We start from the raw sequence: 21,471 nt of genomic DNA on the forward strand, positions 1-21,471 counted from the left end.
TAGCTCCAGTATAGCGGGGCTATGGGGGGAAAGGCTTGCGATTCCTTGACTGCGGGGATGCGATTAGTTGACCTCTTGGCCGGATGCTTCGCGACGATAGTCGCGCGGCGCCTGGCCGGTGAGCTCGCGGAAGACGCGGCTGAAATGCGAGGACGAGGAGAATCCGCACATCAGGCCGATTTCCGTAATCGAAGCGCGCGGTTGCTCGCGCAGCTCCTGCTTGGCGCGGAGCACGCGCTGCAACAGCACGTACTGATAATAGCTAAGGTGCAGCTCCTTCTGAAACGAGCGCGTCAAGTGCTCGGAGCTGACGCCGAAGTGCTCGGCCGTGGCGCGTAGTGACAGGTCCTCGTGCAGACGCTCTTCCACATAAGCGGCGCAAGCCGCAATCAGCTCCGTGACGGGGCGCTGCGTCGTCTTGTCCAGCCCTGCGACGTCCGCATCCCGCGCGGCGCGACTGCGCTCGAGCAATACGGTGAGTTCCAGGAACAACCCCAGCAGCATGCGCTCCCAGCCCGGCCTGCGAATCTGCTGCTCGCGCTCCATACGGCGGCAGAGCGACGCCGCCTCCGAATACGCCTCCGGCGTCAGCATTAGACTCTCCCACGGCTCCGCCGGGAGCCATCCCACGTCCGGTCCTTCCGTACCGGCCGTAGCTGCTGTCCATGCCGCACAGACGACGGTGCGCCGATAATCGCTCGCCGGGTCGGCGATGGCCTGATGCGGCACCCGGTCGCCGACAAGCATGACTTGCCGCGCCGCCTGTCGGATCATGCCGCCCGGGGTGACGAACACCGCTTCGCCCCGATGCGTCAAATGAATTTCGATGCCCGGCTGGCGGTGCAGCCGCCGCTTGCTGCGATCTGCCAGGCGATCGCTCTGCACGTAGATCGGGCTGTCGCTCAGACGGGCCGATACGGCGGCGTTCCAGCGCGGGTTGTAGTCGATGTCGTCGTGCAGCGCTCTTGCCGGCTTTTTGTCTTTGTTAGGCGCCATCGTATGTTTCCCCTCCATTTCGCCAGGCAGACCGCTCTGCCTGGCCCGCTGTCCCCGGCTTGCCGCCCTGGTGCAGGCTACGGTATTTGCCGGGCGTGAGGCCCTCGAATTTCTTGAACAGATTGATGAACGAATTGCGTCCGACATAGCCGACCGCTGCGGAGATGTCGTCGATGCGCATATCCGTGCTCAGCAGCATATCCTTGGCCTTACGCAACCGGTAGCGCGTGAGATAGTCAATGTATTTCTCGCCGACCGCCTCCTTGAAGGAGCGGCTGAAATGCCCCATGGACATGCCGTATTGCGCAGCGTAATGCTCCAGCGTCAGGTCCTTGTCGTAGTTCGCGTGAATATGTGTCAGCACCTCATCGAACATGCCAGGTCGCGCCGCGTCGTCCTGCGGTGAACGAACCAGCGCCTGGCATACCTCTTTCAGAAGGGAAGCAAGCTCCGACTGATCGCCGCATTGCTGGAGCCGATCATACCACAAGCGGCAGCGCTCCAGCGCGAAGTCTGCCCGCTGCGCGCCTCCGCAGCTGCGAATCAGCGTGTTGATGCAATCCAGTCCCCAGGACTGCGCCTCGGGCGCGCTCAGACCGCGCAGCAGCGCTTCGTCCAGCAACTGCGCGACGAGAGCAGCCGTAGCGCTCGCATCCCGGCCCTGGACGCTGAGCGCCACCCGGTTAACCTCGCTCTGCGTCAGGCAGCTCTCGCGCGATCCGTGATCCGAGTCGCCGTCACTTGGCGCGATCCTCTCGTGCAGACGTCCCAAGCGCCGCTTCTCCAGCAGCTTGGACGCCTCGTCATATGCCCGCGACAGCAACGCCGGACGCACTGCCGCACCGCTCTCGGCAATGGTCGCCTTGAAGTAAGGTTGAAAAGCCTCGGCAGCTTGAAGCAATCTTGTTCCCCATACGCTACGCCCGCCGCTCTGTTCGCTCCCGTCCGCGTCGGAGCTGCATGGCTCGGCGATCACCGCCAGCCGACGCGGCTCGACCTGACAGACCCAGCCCGCCCCGGCGAGCATGCGCAGGATGGCGTGCTTGAGCTCAATGATCTGAAACGCCTTCGCCGTCTCGGAGAGGGAAGCGGCGGCGTCACCGTGATAGCGAAGCTCCACCGCCAGAACCTCGTGCCGCGTCCGCTCCGGCAGTCGCAGTCCGATCTCGCGCGCATAGATCGAGATAGCCAGATCATCCTTGTACTCGCCGAGCAGCACCCGGCTCAAAAAATGCTCCTGGATCATCGGGCGCATGCCGTCGATCTGCTGATGCATGGACCGGTTGTTCGTGATCAGCGCCTGCGAGCGCTCAGTGATGACATCGTAATCATTGTCCCCCTCTCCAACTGGAGAGCCCGGTAAATGATCCAACCTCTGACGAATCGTGCGAATCGGACGATACATCCTCCGGCTGAAGCCGTACGCGATCAGCAGCCCGGCGATCAAAAACAACAGCAGCAGCCCGCCGAATACCCGCGTGATGACGGTCATCGGATAATGCAGCGCTTCCAGATCGAGCAGACTGGCGTAGGTCCAGCCATTGTAGCCGGAGGCGATGGACTGCAAGCGATACAACCGGCCGTCCAGCTCAATCTCGCCCGGTTGGCCGAGCAAGTCCGTCAGCTCGCGATTGACGTTGTTGCGGAGCAGCGCTGCCGCCGCCTCGCCGAGCGCACCGCCTTGCGTGATAATCTGACCGTCCTCCCCCAGCACCACTATGTGGCGCGAGGCCTGCTCCACCGGCAGCATCCCTTCCCGCAGCTTGTCCTCGCGCAGGTTCACGACCAGATAGCCGTCCGGATCGCGTGCATGCAGCGGGAATCCGGTTATCACCATGACACGGCGCTCGCGGCTTTGGAGAGTACCCAAAAACGCGTCATAGACGCCGATCTCCGTCGCAGGCAAAATATACTGCAACCGTCTGCCGGTAAATAGCGCTTGCTTCGCCGTGTCAGACGACATCGGATCGCCAAATTCGCCAGACGCATCCTCGATGCGATTGTGGGTACGAAAGTAGGCTTCCGCCTCGTAGTACCCGTTGGCATCGAGCACCTTGCCCGTCGAAGCAAACAACAAATAGGCATGTCCGATCGCCGGCTTGTCGTCGTAGGTCTGATAGAGCTGACGCATCAGCTCCTGCAGCAGCGGCACGCGGTCCGGGTTGCGCGCCAGGTCGCCTTCCCGCGCCAGCCGCAAATACGTGCCGATCGACGCGGATTCAACCGTCTGAATCATATCTTCCTGCAGCAGCGCCAACTGCTCATCCACCGATTCGGCATAATGGGTCAGCCATTGCGAGGCCGAAGCTTCGGCCTCCTGTTCGGCGGCGCGCGTCAGATAGACGTAAGTAAAGATGCCTACGACGATAACCGGCACGAGAAACAGCAGAAAATAGCTGATGAAAAATTGTGCGAATACCGAGCGCTTCGTACGCAAGGCGAGCCCCCCCCTTCTGCAACCGTTTCCTTTCTTAAGGATACCCGATTGCAAACGGCCGTGCATGTTCAATTTTTGATGCCTGAGCCTCTATTTTTTGATCCGCTCGCGCGTGCAAAAAAAAACGGCCCATGAAAGGGCCGTCTAGCGCTTTGCTACATCCCGTTGGCTTGGATGTGCTGCATTTCTTCCTCAAAAAACAAATCGTCCAGCGAGCTGAGGGTGCCGTCCTCTTCCACTTGGTAGACCGACATTTTCTCGCCGCTGACGTTCAGTTCGATAAAGCAGCCCCAGCAATAAAATTGATGGGATCCAATTTTGCCGATATCCTTTGAGTTGCAATTTGGACATCTCATTTGCATTTCTCCCTAATCACCGATTCGAAGTGGCCTGCTCCAGGTCTTGTTCAGCGCGCGCCGGTACGAGAATCGCATCCTCGCCGAGCGTGACTTGATCGGGGTACGCTGCAATTCGCAGCCACCTGCGCCCTTCCCTAAGATCCGAAATAAAACCATCCGTTAATTCATAGCCTACTATAGGTGTACCCTCATCCTGGTGAAAATAAACATCGGATACGCGTCCGAGCTGCAGGCCGCCCAGCGTCATCACCGGAAGGTTCCTGAGCCGGACAAGCCCGGTGTGGAAGCAACGGACGATCTCTCCCTCCGGGAGCCGCTCCTCGAGCGCCTGCTCGTGCAGCAGCACGGCATCCTCGCCGCATGCGGCGACATGACGCCAGCGCAGCACTGTCATGCCGCGTCTGCCCCAGCGCGATGCGCGAGTAATCATACCGGCGAGCTGCCAATGTTCGTCGAACCAGATGTCCTGGATGGTGCCGGCGCGCCTGCCCGAAGCCTGGTCAATCATCGGCAATCCAATCAGCGATTGCAGCTTAAGCACGGTCTGTGAAGGCCTCCTAGTGCGTAGTACGAATACGGGCGCAAATGGTTGCAAGTTTATCGGCCGCGTATTCAATCTCCTCCACAGTATTCCCAATTCCGAAGCTGACACGCACAGCCGCGCTGGCGCCCAGCTCCGGCATGCCGATTGCTTGCAGCACATGCGACGTACGCAGCGAGCCGGAGCTGCAGGCCGAGCCGCTCGCCGCAGCCACGCCCTCCAGGTCGAGATTCATCAGCAACGATTCGGTGCCGACGCCCCGCAGCCGCAGATTGACGATATGCGGCACCCGCTCGGCGTCCGCCCCGTTAATCGCATATTCGATATCATCCCGCTCCGCGAGCCGCTCGAGCAGCGTCCGCTGCAGCAGCTGCGCATGCTGCCAGGCTGCTTCTCTGCCTGCCTCGGCCAGCTCCAGCGCGCGCGCCATGCCGACGATCCCGGCCACGTTCTCCGTACCGGCGCGCCGGCCGCGCTCCTGCGTCCCGCCCAACAGCTGGGAATGCAGCGAAGTGCGCGGCGCGACATACAGCACGCCGACTCCCTGCGGCCCGTTGATCTTGTGCGCCGACAGGCTGAGCAGATCGACCGGCAGCTTGCGCAGGTCAAGCGGCAGCTTGCCGAGCGCCTGCACGGCATCGACGTGCATGACCACCCCGGCGGCGCGCACCCGCTCTCCGATGTCCGCGATCGGTTGGATCGTGCCGAGCTCGTTGTTAACCATCATCACACTGACGAGGCCCGTATCGGGGCGCAGCGCCGCCGCGACCTGCTCCGCGTGGATGATGCCTTGCGCATCGGGCTGTACCCGCGTGACGTCAAATCCCTCCCGTTCCAGCCGCTCGCACGTATGCAGCACGGCGTGATGTTCGATTGCACTGGTTACGATATGCCGACGGCCGCGTCCTCGCATCGCAGCAGCTGTGCCGAGCAGCGCCAGATTGTCGCTTTCGGTGCCGCCGGAGGTGAAGACGAGCTGCTCCGCCCGGCAGCCGAGCCGCTCGGCCAAGCTGTCGCGCGCGGCCGTGACGCGCGCCCGCGCGCGCCGGCCGAAGGCGTGGACGCTGGAGGGGTTGGCGGGCGGACCTTCCAGCACCTCCAGCATCGCCGCGAGCACCGACGGGTGAAGCGGCGTCGTGGCGGCATGATCGAGATAAATCTGTCGCACTTTGCTCCCTCCCGCGCTTAGATGTAGAACATGTAGCTGTCGAGTTCCTTATCCCCGTTGAACGCGATCAGGTCGGCCAACGTGGTCGAGTCCAGCACGCCGGCGATACTGTCGCGAATGCGCAGCCACAAGTCGCGCTTGGCAGGATCGTCCTCCTCCGTGAAGTCAACCGGCGAGATCGGACCTTCCAGAATACGGATGATGTCGCCGGATGTGATTTCCTCCGGTTCCTTCGATATGATATAGCCGCCATAGGCGCCGCGAATGCTTTTGACCAAGCCCGCATTGCGCAGCGGCGCAATCAATTGCTCCAAATAATGCTCCGAGAGCTGGTTGCGTTCGGCAATGCTCTTGAGCGAGGTCGGACCTTCGCCGTGCTTGCCGGCCAGCTCCATCATGATGGTCAGGCCGTAGCGGCCTTTTGTGGAAATTTTCACGCGTTATCCCTCTTTTCCAGCCTTCTGCTTACGTTGCAAAAAGCGCTGTTGTAATAGGTTCGGTATCGGTATCCAAAAACCTTTAGCTTGTTTGCGCTTTCTCGCTAAATCTCTTTATTCCCATTATCCTTATATGTTAGCATATTTGATCCGCTTTTGCGAAAAAAGCTTTTACATACGCATAATAATTTTCAACACGCTCATCCTTATTTTCAGATATGGTATAATGAACCTTGCGCTCGAATCGTATCTCGACCAGGCACAACGCAAAGGGGGCACGACCATGTCCAATTCAAATGCTTCGACACGCGTCGTCGTCGGCATGTCCGGCGGCGTCGATTCCTCGGTTACCGCCCTGCTGCTCAAGCGGCAAGGCTATGATGTAATCGGGATATATATGAAAAATTGGGACGATACCGACGAATTCGGCCATTGCACGGCCGAAGCCGACGCCGAGGACGTGCGCCGCGTCTGCGACCAGATCGGCATCCCCTGCTATACCGTCAACTTCGAGAAGGAATACCACGACAAGGTATTTGCTTACTTTCTCGACGCCTACCGGCAAGGCCGCACGCCGAATCCCGATGTGATGTGCAACCGTGAGATCAAGTTCGGGGAATTTCTCGACAAGGCGCTGGAGCTGGGCGCCGATTACCTCGCTACCGGCCATTATGCGCAGCTCGGCAGCAGCCGGAGCGGCAGCATGCTGGAGCTGCGTCGCGGCGTCGATGCCGGCAAGGACCAGACGTATTTCCTGCATGCGCTGAATCAGCAGCAGCTGGCCAAAGCGATGTTCCCGATCGGCCATCTCCCAAAACGCGAGGTGCGTGCGCTCGCCGAGGAAGCGGGACTCGCAACCGCGCGCAAAAAGGACAGCACCGGCATCTGCTTTATCGGGGAACGCAATTTCAAAGCCTTCCTCAGCCAGTATCTGCCCGCCCAGCCGGGCCGGATGATCGATATTCGTACCGGCGCGGACAAGGGCAAGCACGACGGTCTCATGTATTACACGCTCGGGCAGCGCCAGGGTCTGGGCATCGGCGGCTCGGGCACGGGCGAACCCTGGTTCGTCTGCTCCAAGGATCTGGCCGACAATACGCTGTACGTCGTCCAGGGCGAAGCGCACCCGAGTCTATATTCGACCGGCCTGCACGCCAGCGGACTCAACTGGATTGCCGGCGCGCCGCCCGAGGGCGAGGTGCGCTGCACCGCCAAATTCCGCTACCGCCAGCCCGATCAGGGCGTGTCGCTCGTCTGCGATGCAAAAGGCAATGTTGACGTCCGCTTCGACGAGCCGCAAAAAGCGATTACACCCGGACAAGCGGTCGTCTTCTATGACGGCGACGTCTGTCTCGGCGGCGCGACGATCGAATGCGCCGATCCGCTCGAGCCGCTCGTTTTGCCAGCGACGCTTAGCGAGTAGTTTGGGCCATGGATGTGGAGAAAATGACCGCTAAGCGTCGCTGGTGTCCGTTAAAGTTGTTCGTCCTTGGCGAGCGGCTCCCACGACCATGGCGCTCCCCCGTCCGCGAGGGTTGCGCCAGTCGCCAGTCCATACAGCTGCAAGCCATACGTTTTGTTCTTTGATTTTTGCTCAATCATATTCAAAAGAAACGGCGTCCATGCCCGGTCAACGCAATGACCGGCTTGGACGCCGAATTCGTTTAGTTCGTTCCTATGAATCCGTGCAATCGGGAAAACGGCTGATCTCGTACCCTCATGGTACTCTGTATCCCATCTCCGCACGCGCTCTTTATCCCGTCTCCGCATGCGGCTCCAGCTCGAGCGGCACTGCGCTCGCCGCCTTGGCCAGCATCCGCACCTCGATGCGCGAGATGCGCATGTTGTCCGTCTCCACGATAACGAAATCATGCGAATCGCGATAGCTGATTTTTTGATATTCGCGCGGCGGAATTTCGATCTGCGAGTAGATCCAGCCGCCTATTGTATCGTAATCTTCGTTCGGAATCTCAATCCCAAAAAAGCTGTTGACTTCCTCGATCAGCAGCAAGCCGTTGATCGAATACGTCGAATCGTCCTTGCGCTCGATATCCGGACGCTCCTCGTCGAATTCATCCTGAATCTCCCCGACGATTTCCTCCATAATATCTTCCAGCGTGACCAGACCCGACGTTCCGCCATACTCGTCAATCAGAATGGCCATTTGCGTCTTTTTCTTCTGCATCAGCTTGAGCAGCGTGCTGATTTGCATCGACTCCGGCACCGACGTCACCGGCCGGCCGATCTCGGTAATGCTGGCGATCTGACGGTCTTCAATCTTCAGCAGGTCTTTGATATGGACAAAGCCGATAATGTTGTCCTTGTCGTTTTCGCAGACCGGGAACCGGGTGTGCATCTCCTGCATCGCGATCTTGCGATTCTCCTCGAACGGCAGATTCGCGTACAGGCAGACCATCTCGGTGCGCGGAATCATAATCTCGCGCGCCGTCGTCTCCGCGAAGTCGAAAATATTGTCGACCAGCGTCAGCTCCGTGTTGTCGATCAGCCCGCTTTTATGGCTTTCTTTCATCAAAATGCGAATCTCGTCTTCCGTATGCGCCGAGTCGTGCTCGGACGCAGGTTCAACACCGAAGCGGTGCAGCAGCCAATTGGCTGTCCCGTTGAGGAACCAAATAAACGGATACATGATCTTGTGAAACAACACCAGCGGCGCCGCCGTAAGCAAAGTAAGTTGCTCCGATTTGCGGATGGCCAGCGTCTTCGGCGCAAGCTCGCCCATCACAATGTGAAGAAACGTAATGATGGCAAACGCAATGAAAAACGCAATGGTGCTGATGACGGTGTCGTTCAGTCCGAACCATGCCTTCAGATACGGCTCGATAATGTGCGCGATGGCCGGCTCGCCGACATAACCCAATCCGAGCGATGCAAGCGTAATGCCGAGCTGACATGCCGACAGATACGCATCCAGATTGTTGGTCAAATGCGTCGCGAATTTCGCACGCCGATTACCTTCTCCGACCAGCATATCGATGCGGCTGCCGCGCACCTTGACCATGGCAAATTCCGCCGCCACAAAAAATCCGTTTAAAAATACCAGAAACATAATCAGTATCGCATTGAACAATAGCGTGATTATCGGTAACGGGTCGCCTTCCAACGATTCCCTGTCTCCGCACTTCCCGCCGGGCGGGCGGCGAAGATCAGGTACACCTCCTTCGGGTACATAAATTTAATTCAAAATGAAAACCATTTCAACAGCCGCTTTACTTAGGGGTAAAGCGTAATACTACTAGCATAGATCATCGCGGTCACCCGCGTCAAACCGGGGAAAATCCGGCATATCGATAATTATTCGGCACAGGCTGGCCTTTATGAATGTTTTTTGACCGGATTCGCCCGATTCATCCGAATAACTCGTCTTATGCGCCATTTACCCCGCATGGCGCCGGCTTGAATCAGCGCTCGCCCTTGTCGCGCAGTCGCCGATTGTGCCGCAGCTTGCCCTCGGTCCCCTGCGCGCTCGGCTGATAGAAGGACGCGCTCCGCAGCGAATCGGGCGCATACTGCTGGTCGACGTAATGACCCGGATAATCATGCGGATACTTGTAGCCGCCATGGCCGAGCTGCTCGGAGCCGCGGTAATGCGTGTCGCGCAGATGCAGCGGCACCTGCAGCGTGCCGGAGCGCTCGATCGCCTCCGTGACTCGGCCGATCGCCTGCGCCGCCGCATTGGACTTCGGACTCTCCACGGCGAACAGGATCGCTTGCGCGATGTTGTACTTGGCCTCGGGCCAGCCGATCTTGTGATAGGCGTCCATCGCCGTGACCGACTGTACCATCGCCTGCGGATTCGCCAGTCCGATATCCTCGCTGCAGGCGACGATCAGGCGGCGAAGAAACACCATCGGGTCCATGCCCAGCTTCTCCACCGCGTACAGGAACCAGAGCAGCGCCGCGTCGCTCGAGCCGCGCACGCTCTTGTGGAAGGCCGACAACACGTCGTACTGCGTCGATGGATCAGCCTGCACGGTTGGCTTGCGAATCGACTCCTCGGCGACCTCCATCGTGATCCGCACCGAGCCGTCCGGCTCGGACGGCGTCGTCACCGCGGCCAGCTCGAGCGCGTTGAGCGCGCGGCGGATATCGCCGCCGGCCATCGCTGCCAGATGGGCCAGCGCCTCCTCGTCGGCGCGGATATCCATGAAGCCGAGCCCGCGCTCGCGATCCGCCAGCGCGCGGCGCATCGCTTCCAGTGAATGGGCCTGGGTCAGCGGCTCGAGCTGGAACAGCGTGGCGCGAGAGAGCAAGGCGCCGTTGACGTGGTGGAACGGATTCTCCGTCGTGGCGCCGATGAAGACGATGATCCCCTGCTCCACCGCCGGCAGCAGTGCGTCCTGACGAGCCGTATTGAAGCGGTGCACCTCGTCGAGGAAGAGGATCGTCTTGCTGCCGTACATCGACTTGTTCGTCTTGGCCCGCTCGATCACCTCGCGCACATCCTTGACTGTCGCGTCGACGGCGTTGAGCTTGACGAATTCGGCCTGCGTGCCGAGCGAGATGATATGCGCCAGCGTCGTCTTGCCGCTGCCCGGCGGTCCGTACAGCAGGATCGAGCTGACCCGATCGCCTTCGATCGCCCGGCGCAGCAGCTTGCCCGGGCCGACGAGATGGCCCTGGCCGATATATTCCTCGAGCGACTGCGGACGCATGCGATCGGCCAGCAGTCGGCTTTGCGGCTTTTCTTCATTAGCATAGGAAAACAGGTCCATGGTGCCCACCTTTCTCTGGCAGCAGCTTGTCCTCTCATTTTACCATGCAGGAATGCACGTTCGCCACTAGGATGGCAGAAATGCTCGCGGAGGCTGATAAACAGAGCGGCGGCCCGACGGAAGCTCTTCCGACGGGCCGTCAGCCTTCAAATCGTACACGGCGTGCTTATCGCGCTGGTCTCACTTGCCGTACATGTCGAACTTGTCGTGCTTATCGCGCTTGTCGTGCTTATCGTACTTGTCGCGCTGGTCCCGCTTGTCGGGCGCTTGCGCACCGCCGACCTCAGACATCTACGCCGCCTTGCTTCAGCAGGTCGCGCACGACCTCGCCGACCATGATCAGACCGGCGACCGGCGGCACGAAGCTGTTGCTGGCCGGCGGCTGCTGCGCCTTGCGGATCTCGGGCGCATTATCCGGTACGATGCGCTGCGTCACGTCGGCGCGCGGCTTCTTCGGCTCCTCGGTGGAGAAGACGACCTTGACGCCCTTGCGCACGCCTTCCTTGCGCAGCCGCTGCCGCACGACGCGGGCAATCGGGTCCATCGACGTCTTGGAGATATCCGCCACCTGGAACTTGGACGGGTCCATCTTGTTGGCCGCGCCCATGCTGCTAATGACGGGCACGCCGCGCTGCAGGCACTGCAGAATGAGATGAATCTTGTACGACACCGTGTCCGAGGCGTCGATCACATAGTCCGGCTTGCAGGCGAACAGCTCCTCGTGCGTCTCCTCAGTATAGAACATCCGCAGCGCGACGGCGTCGCATTCGGGGTTAATGAGCCCGATGCGCTCGCGCATCAGCTCGGCCTTGGGCTGACCGATCGTCGTGGTGAGCGCGTGAATCTGCCGGTTGACGTTGGTGATGTCGACGACATCCTTGTCGATCAGGATGATGCGGCCGATCCCGGTGCGCGCCAGCGCCTCCGCGGCGATCGAGCCGACGCCGCCGATGCCCAGCACGACGACGGTGCTGCGCTTCATCACGTCCAGGCCCTCCGGTCCGATCGCCAGCTCGGTGCGAGAAAATTGATGCAGCATCGATTCACTCCCTTCGTAGGCTCGTTCGCAGTGAACGACCTCTGGTTATACGCCGTCCTTGACCGAGGTCTGGGCTGCCGGCGCAGGTCCGCCCGCCTGCTGCTTCGTCTGCGGCTTCGGCACGGTGCGTACATGCAATTGCTCCAACTGCGCCGCTTCCACCTGCGACGGCGCGTCGACCATCAGGTCCGAGGCGCTCTGCGTCTTGGGGAACGCGATCGTCTCGCGCAGATTCGTGCGGCCAGACAGCAGCATCACCAACCGGTCGAAGCCGAAGGCGATACCGCCATGCGGCGGCGTGCCGTATTCGAAGGCGTCCAGCAGGAAGCCGAATTGCGCATGCGCCTCCTCCGGCGTGAAGCCAAGCGCAGCGAACATCTTCTCCTGGACCTCACGGCGGTAGATCCGCATCGAGCCGCCGCCGACCTCGTAGCCGTTGAGCACCAGATCGTACGCCTGCGCCCGGATCTGTCCCGGATCGCTGTCGAACAGATGCAGATCGTCGTCATGCGGACGCGCGAACGGGTGATGCTCGGCGACGTAGCGCTTCGCCTCCTCGTCCCATCCGAGCAGCGGGAAGTCGACCACCCAGGCGAACTTGAACGCCGATTCGTCGATCAGACCGAGCTGCTTGCCGACCTTCAGCCGCAGATTGCCGAGCACGTCGGCGACGACCTTGAGCTTGTCCGCGGAGAAGAGCAGCAGATCGCCCTCCTCGACCTCGAGCCGCTCAGTCAGCGCCGCGATCTCCTCCGGCTTGAAGAACTTGACGATCGGTCCGCGCCACTCGCCTTCCTTGACCGTTACCCAGGCCAGTCCCTTGCCGCCGTAGCGCGCCGCGAACGGCTGCAGGTCGTCGAGCTCCTTGCGGCTCCAGGTGGCGCAGCCCTTGGCGTTGAGCGCCTTGATCACGCCGCCGGAGCCGGCCACATTGGCGAATACCTTGACATCGCTGCCCGCCACCAGGTCCGTAATGTCGCGCAGCTCCAGGCCGAAGCGCAGGTCCGGCTTATCCGAGCCGTACTTGTGGATCGCATCAGCATACGTGATGCGCTGCAGCGGCGCTTCGATCGTGACGCCGACCGTGCGCGCCATCAGCTCGCCGACGAGTCGCTCCATCAGCTCCAGCACCTGATCCTGCGACAGGAACGACGTCTCGATGTCGACCTGAGTGAATTCCGGCTGACGATCGGCGCGCAGGTCCTCGTCGCGGAAGCAGCGGGCGATCTGATAATAGCGCTCCAGGCCGCCGACCATCAGCAGCTGCTTGAAGATCTGCGGCGATTGCGGCAAGGCGAAAAATTCCTCCGGATGCACGCGGCTCGGCACCAGATAGTCGCGCGCGCCCTCCGGCGTGCTCTTCGTCAGGATCGGCGTCTCCACCTCGAGGAAGCCCTCGCCGTCGAGGAAGTCGCGGAACACCTTGGCCGCCTTCGAACGCAGTCGCAGCGTCTGCTGCATTTCCGGACGCCGCAGATCGAGATAGCGGTACTTCAGCCGCAGCGATTCATCGACCTCGACGCCGTCCTCGATCGGGAACGGCGGCGTCTTGGCCGCGTTCATGATCTCGATCTCGGTGACGCGTACCTCGATCTCGCCCGTCTCCAGGTTCGGATTGAAGGTCTCGGGGTCGCGCTCGACGACCGTCCCCTTGACCGCCAGCACGTATTCGCTGCGCGCCCGGTCTCCGATCGCCAGCGCTTCGCCGGAGAAGTCCGGGTTGAACACGATCTGCATAATGCCGCTGCGATCGCGCAGGTCGATGAACAACACCCCGCCCAGGTCGCGCCGCCGCTGCACCCATCCGTTCAATACGACCGTCTGGCCGACCTCCGCCTTCGTCACCCGTCCGCAATCATGCGTCTTCGCTATCATTGTGCATCCATCTCCTTCAATTGGGTAATTACTTGCGCCTCCAGCTCCGTCAGTCGGACGGTCTGCTGCTCCCCGCTCGCCATCGCCTTGAGCACCGCCTCGCCGCGCGCCAGCTCATCCTCACCAAGGATGACGGCCAGCCGCGCCTCATAGCGGTCCGCGCTCTTGAGCTGCGCCTTCATCTTGCGCCCGCCGTAGTCGCGCTCTACCGCCAGGCCTGCGCCCCGCAGCCGCTTCGCTACGCCGGTCGCCGCCTGCGCGGCGGATTCGCCGAGTCCGACCACATAGACATCGGCGCGCGTCGTCTCCGGCAGCTCGGTCTGCTGGCTCTCCAGCAGCAGCACCGTCCGCTCCAGCCCGATCGCGAGCCCCACGCCCGGCTGGTCCGGGCCGCCGATGTCAGCGACCAGCCCGTTGTAGCGGCCGCCGCCGCCGACGGTGTCGATCGAGCCGATGCCCTCGGCCTTGTATTCGAAGGCCGTATGCGTGTAATAGTCGAGTCCGCGCACGAGCCGGGAGTTGATCGTGTACGGAATCTCCATTGCATCCAGATGCGCTCGCACCTGGTCGAAGTGCGTCGCGCACGACTCATCCAGGCTGTCCAGGATCGAAGGCGCCCCCTCGAAATGCGCCTGATCGTGCTTGCAATCGAGCACGCGCAGCGGATTGCGGTCCATGCGCGACTGGCAATCCTTGCACAGCAGCTCGCGCTTCGGCTCGAGGAAGGCGAGCAGCCGCTCGCGGAAGGCCGCTCGAATCTCGGGCGTCCCGACCGAATTCAGCTCCACGCGCACGCCCTTGAGGCCGACCGAGGTGAAGAAATCATAGCCGAGCGCGATTACTTCGGCGTCGAGCGCCGGATCGAGCGCGCCGAGCGCCTCGATGCCGAATTGGTGAAATTGCCGGTAGCGCCCGGCCTGCTGCCGCTCATAGCGAAACATCGGCCCGATGTAATACAGCTTGGCCACCTCGGGCTCGCTGTACAGCTTGTTCTCTACATACGCGCGCACCGTGCCGGCCGTCCCTTCCGGGCGCAGCGTCACGCTGCGGCCGCCGCGGTCCTCGAAATTGTACATTTCCTTCTCCACGATATCGGTCGTCTCGCCGACGCCGCGCTGGTACAGCTCGGTCGACTCGAACATCGGCGTGCGAATCTCGCGGAAGCCGTAGCGGCGACACAGCTCGCGCGCCGCTGCTTCGACGTACTGCCAGGTGCCGATCGCGGCGGGCAGCAGATCCTGCGTTCCTTTTGCCTTCTGAAAAGCCATCGTCCATCCCTCCGTCGGGTAAAATGTAAAAAAAGCCCTCGTCCGAGGCATCGTCTGCCCGGGACGAGAGCTCGGCTGCTCTCGTGGTACCACCCATCTGTTCCGGTCCGGGCTCAGTCGCTCCGGTCCGCTCGGGCGGGTAACGTCCGCTAGTCGCGCGACTGCTAATGCGGCGGTGCTCCTCCTCAGCAGGCGGCGAGGGCGACAAGCCGGTTCACTGTCCGTTCTCGGGGAGGTCCTCTCATCCGTTCGCCATAAGATCGCTTGCAGCCGGGGCGATCCTCTCTGGGTAGGCGGGGGCGAATTACAACTGTCCCGTCATCGAATCGTCGTTATGCGCTGCCTCGAACGGGCAGCATATCGATAATTGATTGTACCCGGCAGCACGTCCGATGTCAAGCAGACAGAAAAAAAACCTACGACAATTCGCAGGTCCAAAGAAATTATATTAAAAAAAGGGGGTCGACTATTAGTATAGGCGACGGACATTAAAGAATGATGTTGCACACGTTACAGTTGCATTACAAAAAATAAAACGTTATCACACCTATAACCTGCCGCTTCCTCGCCCGGTCGATTAGCCGCTTTCCGAAGGTCCAAGTGCACAGACGCCTCGCAGACGCGCTTGCTCGGCCGGTCCGCCGCCGCGCTCCGCGGCCTCGACCGCGCAGGCCTCGCCGCGCTCCTGCTGCTGCAGGCTCGATTGGCCGCGCAGCACGCATTGCTCCTTTGCCCCGCGCCGCATGGCGCCGCCTCCTTTGGAACCCGAATGCACATCTTGGGCTTAGTGTGCGCCGGAGGCGGTTCGTCTACTCACGGCCTAATCACGGGAAGGAGGGCTCTCCAGCATGAGCGTCACCGGCCCCCAATTGGTCAGCTCCACGTCCATCATCGCGCCGAAGCGCCCGGTCTCCACCTGGAGGCCGGAGAGGGCGAGCTGCGCGTTGAACAGCTCGTACAATGCGGCGGCCTGCTCCGGTCGCGCGGCCTGCATGAAGTTCGGGCGGCGTCCCTTGCGGCAATCGCCGTACAGCGTGAATTGCGAGACCGACAGCAGCTCGCCGCCGATCTCGCGCACGGAAGCGTTCATCTTGCCCGCTTCGTCCTCGAAGATTCGCAGACCCGTGACGCGTTCGGCCAACTGCCGGACCTCCCGCTCCGTGTCGTCATGCGTGAATCCGACCAGCAGCAGCAGGCCGCTCCCGATCTGGCCGACGGTCTCGCCTCCGACCGTGACCGCCGCATGTTTACAGCGCTGCACCAGCACGCGCATGTTGCGTCACATCCTTTGCCCTTCCGTTGCCTTGTCTGTCGCGGCTGCCTTGCTGGGCCGCTATTGCATGATCCGCTGCACCGAATACACGTCCTGCACGCGCTTGATCTTCTCGACCACGGCATGCAGATGCTCAATATTACGAATGAGGATCGTCATATGAATCATCGCCAGCTTGTTTTTGTCCGAGCGGCCCGAGACCGCGGCAATGTTGGTCTTGCTCTCCGCCACCGATTGCAGCACCTCGTTGAGCAGGCCGCGCCGGTCGTGTCCCGTGATCTCGATATCGACGCTGTAATTCGCCTCGACGGCGTCCTCCCACTCGACCTCGATGACGCGGGCCGCCTCCTCGCCGTCGCCGACAGCCGGAATGTTATTGCAGTCGGAGCGATGCACCGACACGCCGCGCCCGCGCGTGATATAGCCGACGATGTCGTCGCCGGGCACCGGGTTGCAGCAGCGCGCGAAGCGCACGAGCAGATTGTCCACGCCCTTGACCCGCACGCCGTGCGTCGGCCGCCGCTTGGCCTGCGCCGCGGCCGAGCCGGACGCGCCCTTGACCTCCTTGACCTCCGAGGAGAGCTGGAGCTGACTCGCCTCCTCCGCCTCCCTGCGCATCTTCTCGGTCAGGCGAGTCGTGATCTGGGCTGCGGTAATGCCGCCAAAACCGATCGCCGAGAGCATGTCCTCGATGTCGTTGAACGTGAATTTGCCAGCGACCTCCTGCAGCTTGTCATCGACGAGCCACGCCGACGGCTCCAGGCCGAGCCGCTTGATTTCCCGCTCGAGCAGCTCGCGCCCCTTGGCCACGTTTTCCTCGCGCCGCTCTTTTTTGAACCACTGCTTGATTTTGCTGCGGGCATGCGAGGATTGGGCAATCTTGAGCCAATCCTGGCTCGGGCCGTACGAATGCTTGGAGGTCAGGATCTCAACGATGTCGCCGGTGCGCAGCTTGTGATCGAGCGGCACGATGCGGCCGTTGACCTTGGCGCCGATCGTCCGGTTGCCGACCTCGGTATGGACGCGATAGGCGAAGTCCAGCGGCACGGATCCGGCGGGCAACTCGAATACCTCTCCCTTGGGCGTGAACACGAATACGAGGTCGGAGAAGAAGTCCATCTTGAGCGATTCCATGAATTCCGCCGCATCGCGCGTCTCGTTCTGCAGCTCCAAGATTTCGCGGAACCACGACATCTTATCGCCGAAGCTGCCCTCGGGCACGACCATGCCTTCCTTATACGCCCAATGCGCAGCGATGCCGTATTCGCTCGTGTGATGCATCTCCCACGTTCGAATCTGCACTTCGGTCGGCTCGCCGTTCGGTCCGATGACCGTCGTATGCAGCGACTGATACATATTCGCCTTGGGCATGGCGATATAGTCTTTGAAGCGGCCCGGCATCGGCCGCCACAACGTATGAATGATGCCGAGTGTGGCATAGCAATCCTTGATATTGTCCACGATGATGCGGATCGCCAGCAGATCGTAGATTTCGTTGAATTGTTTGCTGCGGCTCGTCATTTTTTTATAAATGCTGTAGATATGCTTCGGACGTCCCGATATGTCGCCGTGAATGCCCATCTCCTCGAGCTTTTCGGCGATGCCGCCGATGACGTCGTCGATGTGCTGCTCGCGGTCGGCCCGCTTTTTTTTCATCAGATTAGCAATACGGTAATACTGCTGCGGATTGAGGTAGCGCAGCGCGATATCCTCCATCTCCCACTTGATCGCCGAGATGCCGAGCCGATGCGCGATCGGACAAAAAATTTCCAGCGTTTCGTATGCGATGCGGCGCTGCGCTTCCTCCGATTGGAACTTCAGCGTCCGCATGTTGTGCAGCCGGTCCGCCAGCTTGATCAGAATAACGCGAATGTCCTGGGCCATGGCCACGAACATTTTGCGGTAATTTTCGTTTTGTTGCTCCTCCTTGGAGCGAAACTTGATTTTTTCAAGCTTGGTCAAGCCGTCCACGAGCATGGCGCATGTCTCGCCGAAGCGCACGCGGACTTCGTCCAGCGCCACGGTCGTATCCTCGACCACGTCGTGCAGCAGCGCGGCGATGATGGAGATGACGTCCATGTGCATATTCACGAGGATGTCCGCTACCGCCACGGGATGCAATATATAAGGCTCTCCGGACTTTCGGACCTGGCCGTGATGAGCTTGTTCGGCAAAATCGTAGGCTTCGCGGATGTGCTGCAGATCATGTTCTTTTAAATAAGCCGATGCCTTTTCCAATAACTGCTCAATACCCATGAAACGTCCCTTCCGAAAAAGTCCGCGCGTTGGCGTCGCCGTAATTTCCGAGTTTTCTTCATATTATGCCTGTTCCTGCCGCCTGTCGTCAACAGCTGGCCGGGTCGATTCGCGCGCGCGAGCGGGGGATCAGTACATAATCAGCGAATGGGTCGGAATGCCGGCCAGCTTGTCCCGGCCGGAAAGATAGCCGAGCTCGATCAAAAAAACCGCCCCTACGACTTCGCCGCCCAGTTGGCGAACGAGGTCGATCGTCGTCGCAATCGTGCCGCCGGTGGCGAGCAGATCGTCGGCAATCAGCACCTTCTGTCCCGGCTGGATCGCATCCTTGTGCACCGCAAGCCGATCCTTGCCGTATTCGAGCTGATAGGCGGCCTCGACCGTCTCGCCCGGCAGCTTGCCGCTCTTGCGGATCGGCACGAAGCCCACGCCCAGCGCCAGCGCCAGCGGCGCGCCGATGACGAAGCCGCGCGCTTCGGGCCCGGTCACGACCTCCGCCCCCAGCCCGTCGGCCATTTCCTTCAGACCGTCTATGGCGGTTCGGTATGCCGCCCCATCCTTCAGCAGCGTCGTAATGTCCTTGAAGCGAATTCCCGGCTCCGGGAAGTCCGGAATGACGCGAATATATTCCTTTAAATTCATCGGTTAAGCAGCTCCTTTGCTCTATTGTCCGTGACATCCGTTCCCGCTCGAGGGCTTAGCTGGCCGGCCATCCATTCGCGCAATTCCGCGGTGCTCGCATGCAGCAGCCGGTCGTCTGCGTGCCGGCGCTGCGCGGCCTGATACAGCGGCGACTCGCCGAGGTCGCGCTTGCGCGGCGCAGCAGCCACCTCGATCCCTTGCGCACTCAGCGTAAGGAATCCCAGCTCGGCGAATACGTCCAACATCATGCGGACGATCCCCGTACTCCAGCCGGTCCGTTCGGCGAGCCGGATCGCCGCCGTCTCGGGTGCGCACCGCTGCCAGTCTCCGCTGCGCAGCTGCTGGTAGACGGCGATGAAATGACTGCGTTCCGGAAAACCGGCGCGATCGCTGCGCCCTGACGGATACAGCGCCGCTATCCGCTCCAGCTGCGGACAGCGCTGCAGCAGCTCCGCCAGGCGGGCCGCGGACGGCGGACGCCCGACAAGCAGCAGGTCCGTACAGCGGAGGCGCTCCGGCAGATCGGCATAGGCGAGCCGCTCGACTGCGGGCCCGCCCGCTCCGCGCACAGCGGCTGCCGCGATATCCTGCCGCGGCTCCGGCGCGCCCACCGCGGCAATCACGCGCCCCGGCGCGGCATCCTGGAGCCAGCGCTCGAGGCCCGCTGCGTCCCCGCGCCAATCGAAGATCTGGATCTCACGCACGCTCAGATCATTCACGAGCAGCTGCGGCCGGCGCGTGCCGTTCCATTCATTGACAGCCAGTTCGCCGACGAATTCGGCCGCAACGCCGGGCGCCAGCTGCCGGGCCAGCTCGCCCGCTCCGAAGCGCAGCGCCTCGAGCCGCCTACCGCCGCCGCCGAGCGTCAGCTTGAGATGCGCCCCGCTCTTGCCGATCGCGCGGCTCTCCTCCACACATGCCCCGCGCAGCCAGATGCGCGGGGCCGGATTGCCCGCGCCGAACGGCTCGAGGGCGGCCATCTCCGTGATCGTACGCAGATTCGCTTCCTCCAGCGTGCATACGGCGTCGACCTGTGTCGTCGGCTGCCACTGCTCCGGTCGCAGCTGCGCCAGCGCAGCCGCGCCGAGCCGGCGCTCGAGCTCGGGCACGCCCTCCCGCGAGAGCGTCATGCCTGCGGCGGCCTGATGACCCCCGTAATGCTCGAACAGCTCGGCGCAGCTCTGCAGACCGGCATAGAGATCAAAGCCTTCGATCGAGCGCGCGGAGCCCTTGCACAAGCCGGTCGCTTCATTGAGCGCGAGCACGACGGTCGGCCGGTAGAAGCGCTCAACCAGCTTGGAGGCGACGATGCCGACGACGCCGACATTCCAGTGCGGCGCCGTCACCACGATCGCCGCCGGCGCCGCTTCCCCTGCCGCCGAGCACGCCTCGAGCCGCTGCTGCCACAGCTCGGCAGCCTCCTCGGTCATATCCGCCACCATGCGCTGGCGCTGCTTGTTCAGCTCGTCGAGCCGCGTAGCGGCCGCAATCGCCTCCTCGGGATCGTCGCCGACCAGCAGGCTTACGGCCTCGTCGGCATGCGCGAGCCGGCCGCTCGCGTTGATGCGCGGCGCCAGCGCAAACGCGACATTCGTCGACGTCAGCTCCGGGAGACGCACGCCGGCTACCTCGGCGAGCGCGCGCAGGCCGCTGTTGGCACTGGCTTGCATCCGTTGCAGCCCTTGCCTGACGAGCCAGCGATTCTCCCCGACGAGCGGCATCAGGTCAGCCACGGTGCCCAGCGCCGCCAGATCGGCCCATTCCAGCGGCGGCCGCCCGAGCAGGGCGTGCGCCAGCTTGAATGCGACCCCCGCACCTGCCAGCCCCTTGAACGGATAGCCGCAGTGCGGCAGCTTGGGGTTGACGATCGCGCAGGCCTCCGGCAGCACCTGAGGCGGTTCGTGATGATCGGTGACGACGACGTCGACGCCGCGCGCGCGGGCGAGGGCGATCTGCTCCACTGCACTGATTCCGGTGTCGACCGTGACGATCAAGGTCACGCCGCGCTCCGCCGCCTTTTCGATCGCTGCGGCATTCAGCCCGTACCCCTCGAGCTGGCGATGCGGAATATAATAATCATAGTCTAGACCGAGCTCGGCAAAAAGACGGATCATGAGCGCGGTTGAGCTGACGCCGTCGGCGTCGTAATCGCCATAAATACGTACGCGCTCGCCCGTATCGACGGCCCGGCGGATGCGCCGGACGGCCTGCTCCATGCCGGCGAGCAGCAGCGGATCATGCGGCGCCTCGCCTTCTCCGTACAAAAAAACGCGTGCGGCAGCGGCATCGCTGATGCCGCGCCGCACGAGCAGCTCGGCGACGAGCCGCGGCAGCGGCAGCTTCGTCAGCTCGTCGCACTGCTGCTGCTGCGCCTCCGTCAACGGCTCCAGCCGCCATGTCGTTCTGGCTTCAATCAATGGTTTTCCTCCCCGGTCCTCTTGCGCGAT

17 protein-coding genes are annotated in these 21,471 nt (G+C 62.0%); 1 reads left to right on the forward strand and 16 read right to left on the reverse strand.

The window, feature by feature from the left end; genetic code table 11:
* Positions 1 to 63: 63 nt before the first annotated feature.
* The 6 genes from IDH44_RS05095 to cymR all read right to left on the reverse strand — a co-directional run bounded on the left by IDH44_RS05095 (position 64) and on the right by cymR (position 5,938).
* Positions 64 to 996, reverse strand: a complete 933-nt coding sequence (locus IDH44_RS05095; protein WP_190915328.1) for a helix-turn-helix transcriptional regulator — start codon at positions 994 to 996, stop codon at positions 64 to 66.
* Positions 986 to 3,433, reverse strand: coding sequence for a helix-turn-helix transcriptional regulator (locus tag IDH44_RS05100; RefSeq protein ID WP_190915330.1), 2,448 nt, complete (start codon positions 3,431 to 3,433; stop codon positions 986 to 988). Before IDH44_RS05100 ends, IDH44_RS05095 begins: the two co-directional genes overlap by 11 nt.
* A gap of 155 nt (positions 3,434 to 3,588) precedes the next feature.
* The gene (locus tag IDH44_RS05105) at positions 3,589 to 3,789 is read right to left on the reverse strand and encodes a hypothetical protein (RefSeq protein WP_190915332.1); all 201 of its coding nucleotides are present in this window, start codon (positions 3,787 to 3,789) and stop codon (positions 3,589 to 3,591) included.
* A 16-nt stretch (positions 3,790 to 3,805) separates the two neighbouring features.
* The gene (locus IDH44_RS05110; protein WP_190915334.1) at positions 3,806 to 4,333 is read right to left on the reverse strand and encodes a PRC-barrel domain-containing protein; all 528 of its coding nucleotides are present in this window, start codon (positions 4,331 to 4,333) and stop codon (positions 3,806 to 3,808) included.
* 16 nt (positions 4,334 to 4,349) lie between these two features.
* The gene (locus IDH44_RS05115; protein WP_190915336.1) at positions 4,350 to 5,501 is read right to left on the reverse strand and encodes a cysteine desulfurase family protein; all 1,152 of its coding nucleotides are present in this window, start codon (positions 5,499 to 5,501) and stop codon (positions 4,350 to 4,352) included.
* Between the two features lie 17 nt (positions 5,502 to 5,518).
* Positions 5,519 to 5,938, reverse strand: a complete 420-nt coding sequence (gene cymR, locus IDH44_RS05120; protein ID WP_190915338.1) for a cysteine metabolism transcriptional regulator CymR — start codon at positions 5,936 to 5,938, stop codon at positions 5,519 to 5,521.
* A gap of 283 nt (positions 5,939 to 6,221) precedes the next feature.
* Here cymR and mnmA point away from each other — a divergent pair, with 283 nt between their 5' ends.
* Positions 6,222 to 7,361 (forward strand): tRNA 2-thiouridine(34) synthase MnmA, encoded by a 1,140-nt coding sequence (mnmA, locus tag IDH44_RS05125; RefSeq protein ID WP_190915340.1) that lies wholly within the window; start codon positions 6,222 to 6,224, stop codon positions 7,359 to 7,361.
* Between the two features lie 330 nt (positions 7,362 to 7,691).
* Here mnmA and IDH44_RS05130 read toward each other — a convergent pair whose 3' ends face one another.
* The 10 genes from IDH44_RS05130 to recJ all read right to left on the reverse strand — a co-directional run bounded on the left by IDH44_RS05130 (position 7,692) and on the right by recJ (position 21,441).
* Positions 7,692 to 9,005 (reverse strand): hemolysin family protein, encoded by a 1,314-nt coding sequence (locus tag IDH44_RS05130; RefSeq protein WP_190915342.1) that lies wholly within the window; start codon positions 9,003 to 9,005, stop codon positions 7,692 to 7,694.
* A 352-nt stretch (positions 9,006 to 9,357) separates the two neighbouring features.
* Positions 9,358 to 10,671, reverse strand: coding sequence for a replication-associated recombination protein A (locus IDH44_RS05135; RefSeq protein WP_190915344.1), 1,314 nt, complete (start codon positions 10,669 to 10,671; stop codon positions 9,358 to 9,360).
* 283 nt (positions 10,672 to 10,954) lie between these two features.
* On the reverse strand, positions 10,955 to 11,710 hold the full coding sequence (locus IDH44_RS05140; RefSeq protein WP_190915346.1) for a tRNA threonylcarbamoyladenosine dehydratase: 756 nt from the start codon (positions 11,708 to 11,710) through the stop codon (positions 10,955 to 10,957).
* 45 nt (positions 11,711 to 11,755) lie between these two features.
* The gene (aspS, locus tag IDH44_RS05145) at positions 11,756 to 13,585 is read right to left on the reverse strand and encodes an aspartate--tRNA ligase (protein ID WP_190915348.1); all 1,830 of its coding nucleotides are present in this window, start codon (positions 13,583 to 13,585) and stop codon (positions 11,756 to 11,758) included.
* The gene (gene hisS / locus IDH44_RS05150; RefSeq protein WP_190915350.1) at positions 13,582 to 14,853 is read right to left on the reverse strand and encodes a histidine--tRNA ligase; all 1,272 of its coding nucleotides are present in this window, start codon (positions 14,851 to 14,853) and stop codon (positions 13,582 to 13,584) included. The genes aspS and hisS overlap by 4 nt, the downstream gene beginning before the upstream one ends.
* 577 nt (positions 14,854 to 15,430) lie before the next feature.
* Entirely contained in the window at positions 15,431 to 15,598 is a 168-nt protein-coding gene (locus tag IDH44_RS05155; RefSeq protein ID WP_190915352.1) for a ferredoxin, read from the reverse strand.
* Between the two features lie 75 nt (positions 15,599 to 15,673).
* Positions 15,674 to 16,126, reverse strand: a complete 453-nt coding sequence (gene dtd, locus IDH44_RS05160; protein WP_190915354.1) for a D-aminoacyl-tRNA deacylase — start codon at positions 16,124 to 16,126, stop codon at positions 15,674 to 15,676.
* Between the two features lie 60 nt (positions 16,127 to 16,186).
* Entirely contained in the window at positions 16,187 to 18,382 is a 2,196-nt protein-coding gene (locus tag IDH44_RS05165; RefSeq protein WP_190915356.1) for a RelA/SpoT family protein, read from the reverse strand.
* A 129-nt stretch (positions 18,383 to 18,511) separates the two neighbouring features.
* Positions 18,512 to 19,024 (reverse strand): adenine phosphoribosyltransferase, encoded by a 513-nt coding sequence (locus IDH44_RS05170; RefSeq protein WP_190915358.1) that lies wholly within the window; start codon positions 19,022 to 19,024, stop codon positions 18,512 to 18,514.
* Complete coding sequence (gene recJ / locus IDH44_RS05175) at positions 19,021 to 21,441, reverse strand: single-stranded-DNA-specific exonuclease RecJ (protein WP_190915360.1); 2,421 nt, start codon at positions 21,439 to 21,441, stop codon at positions 19,021 to 19,023. Before recJ ends, IDH44_RS05170 begins: the two co-directional genes overlap by 4 nt.
* Positions 21,442 to 21,471 lie beyond the last annotated feature (30 nt).

The organism is Paenibacillus sabuli (assembly GCF_014705605.1).
GTDB lineage: Bacteria > Bacillota > Bacilli > Paenibacillales > Paenibacillaceae > Paenibacillus_D > Paenibacillus_D sabuli.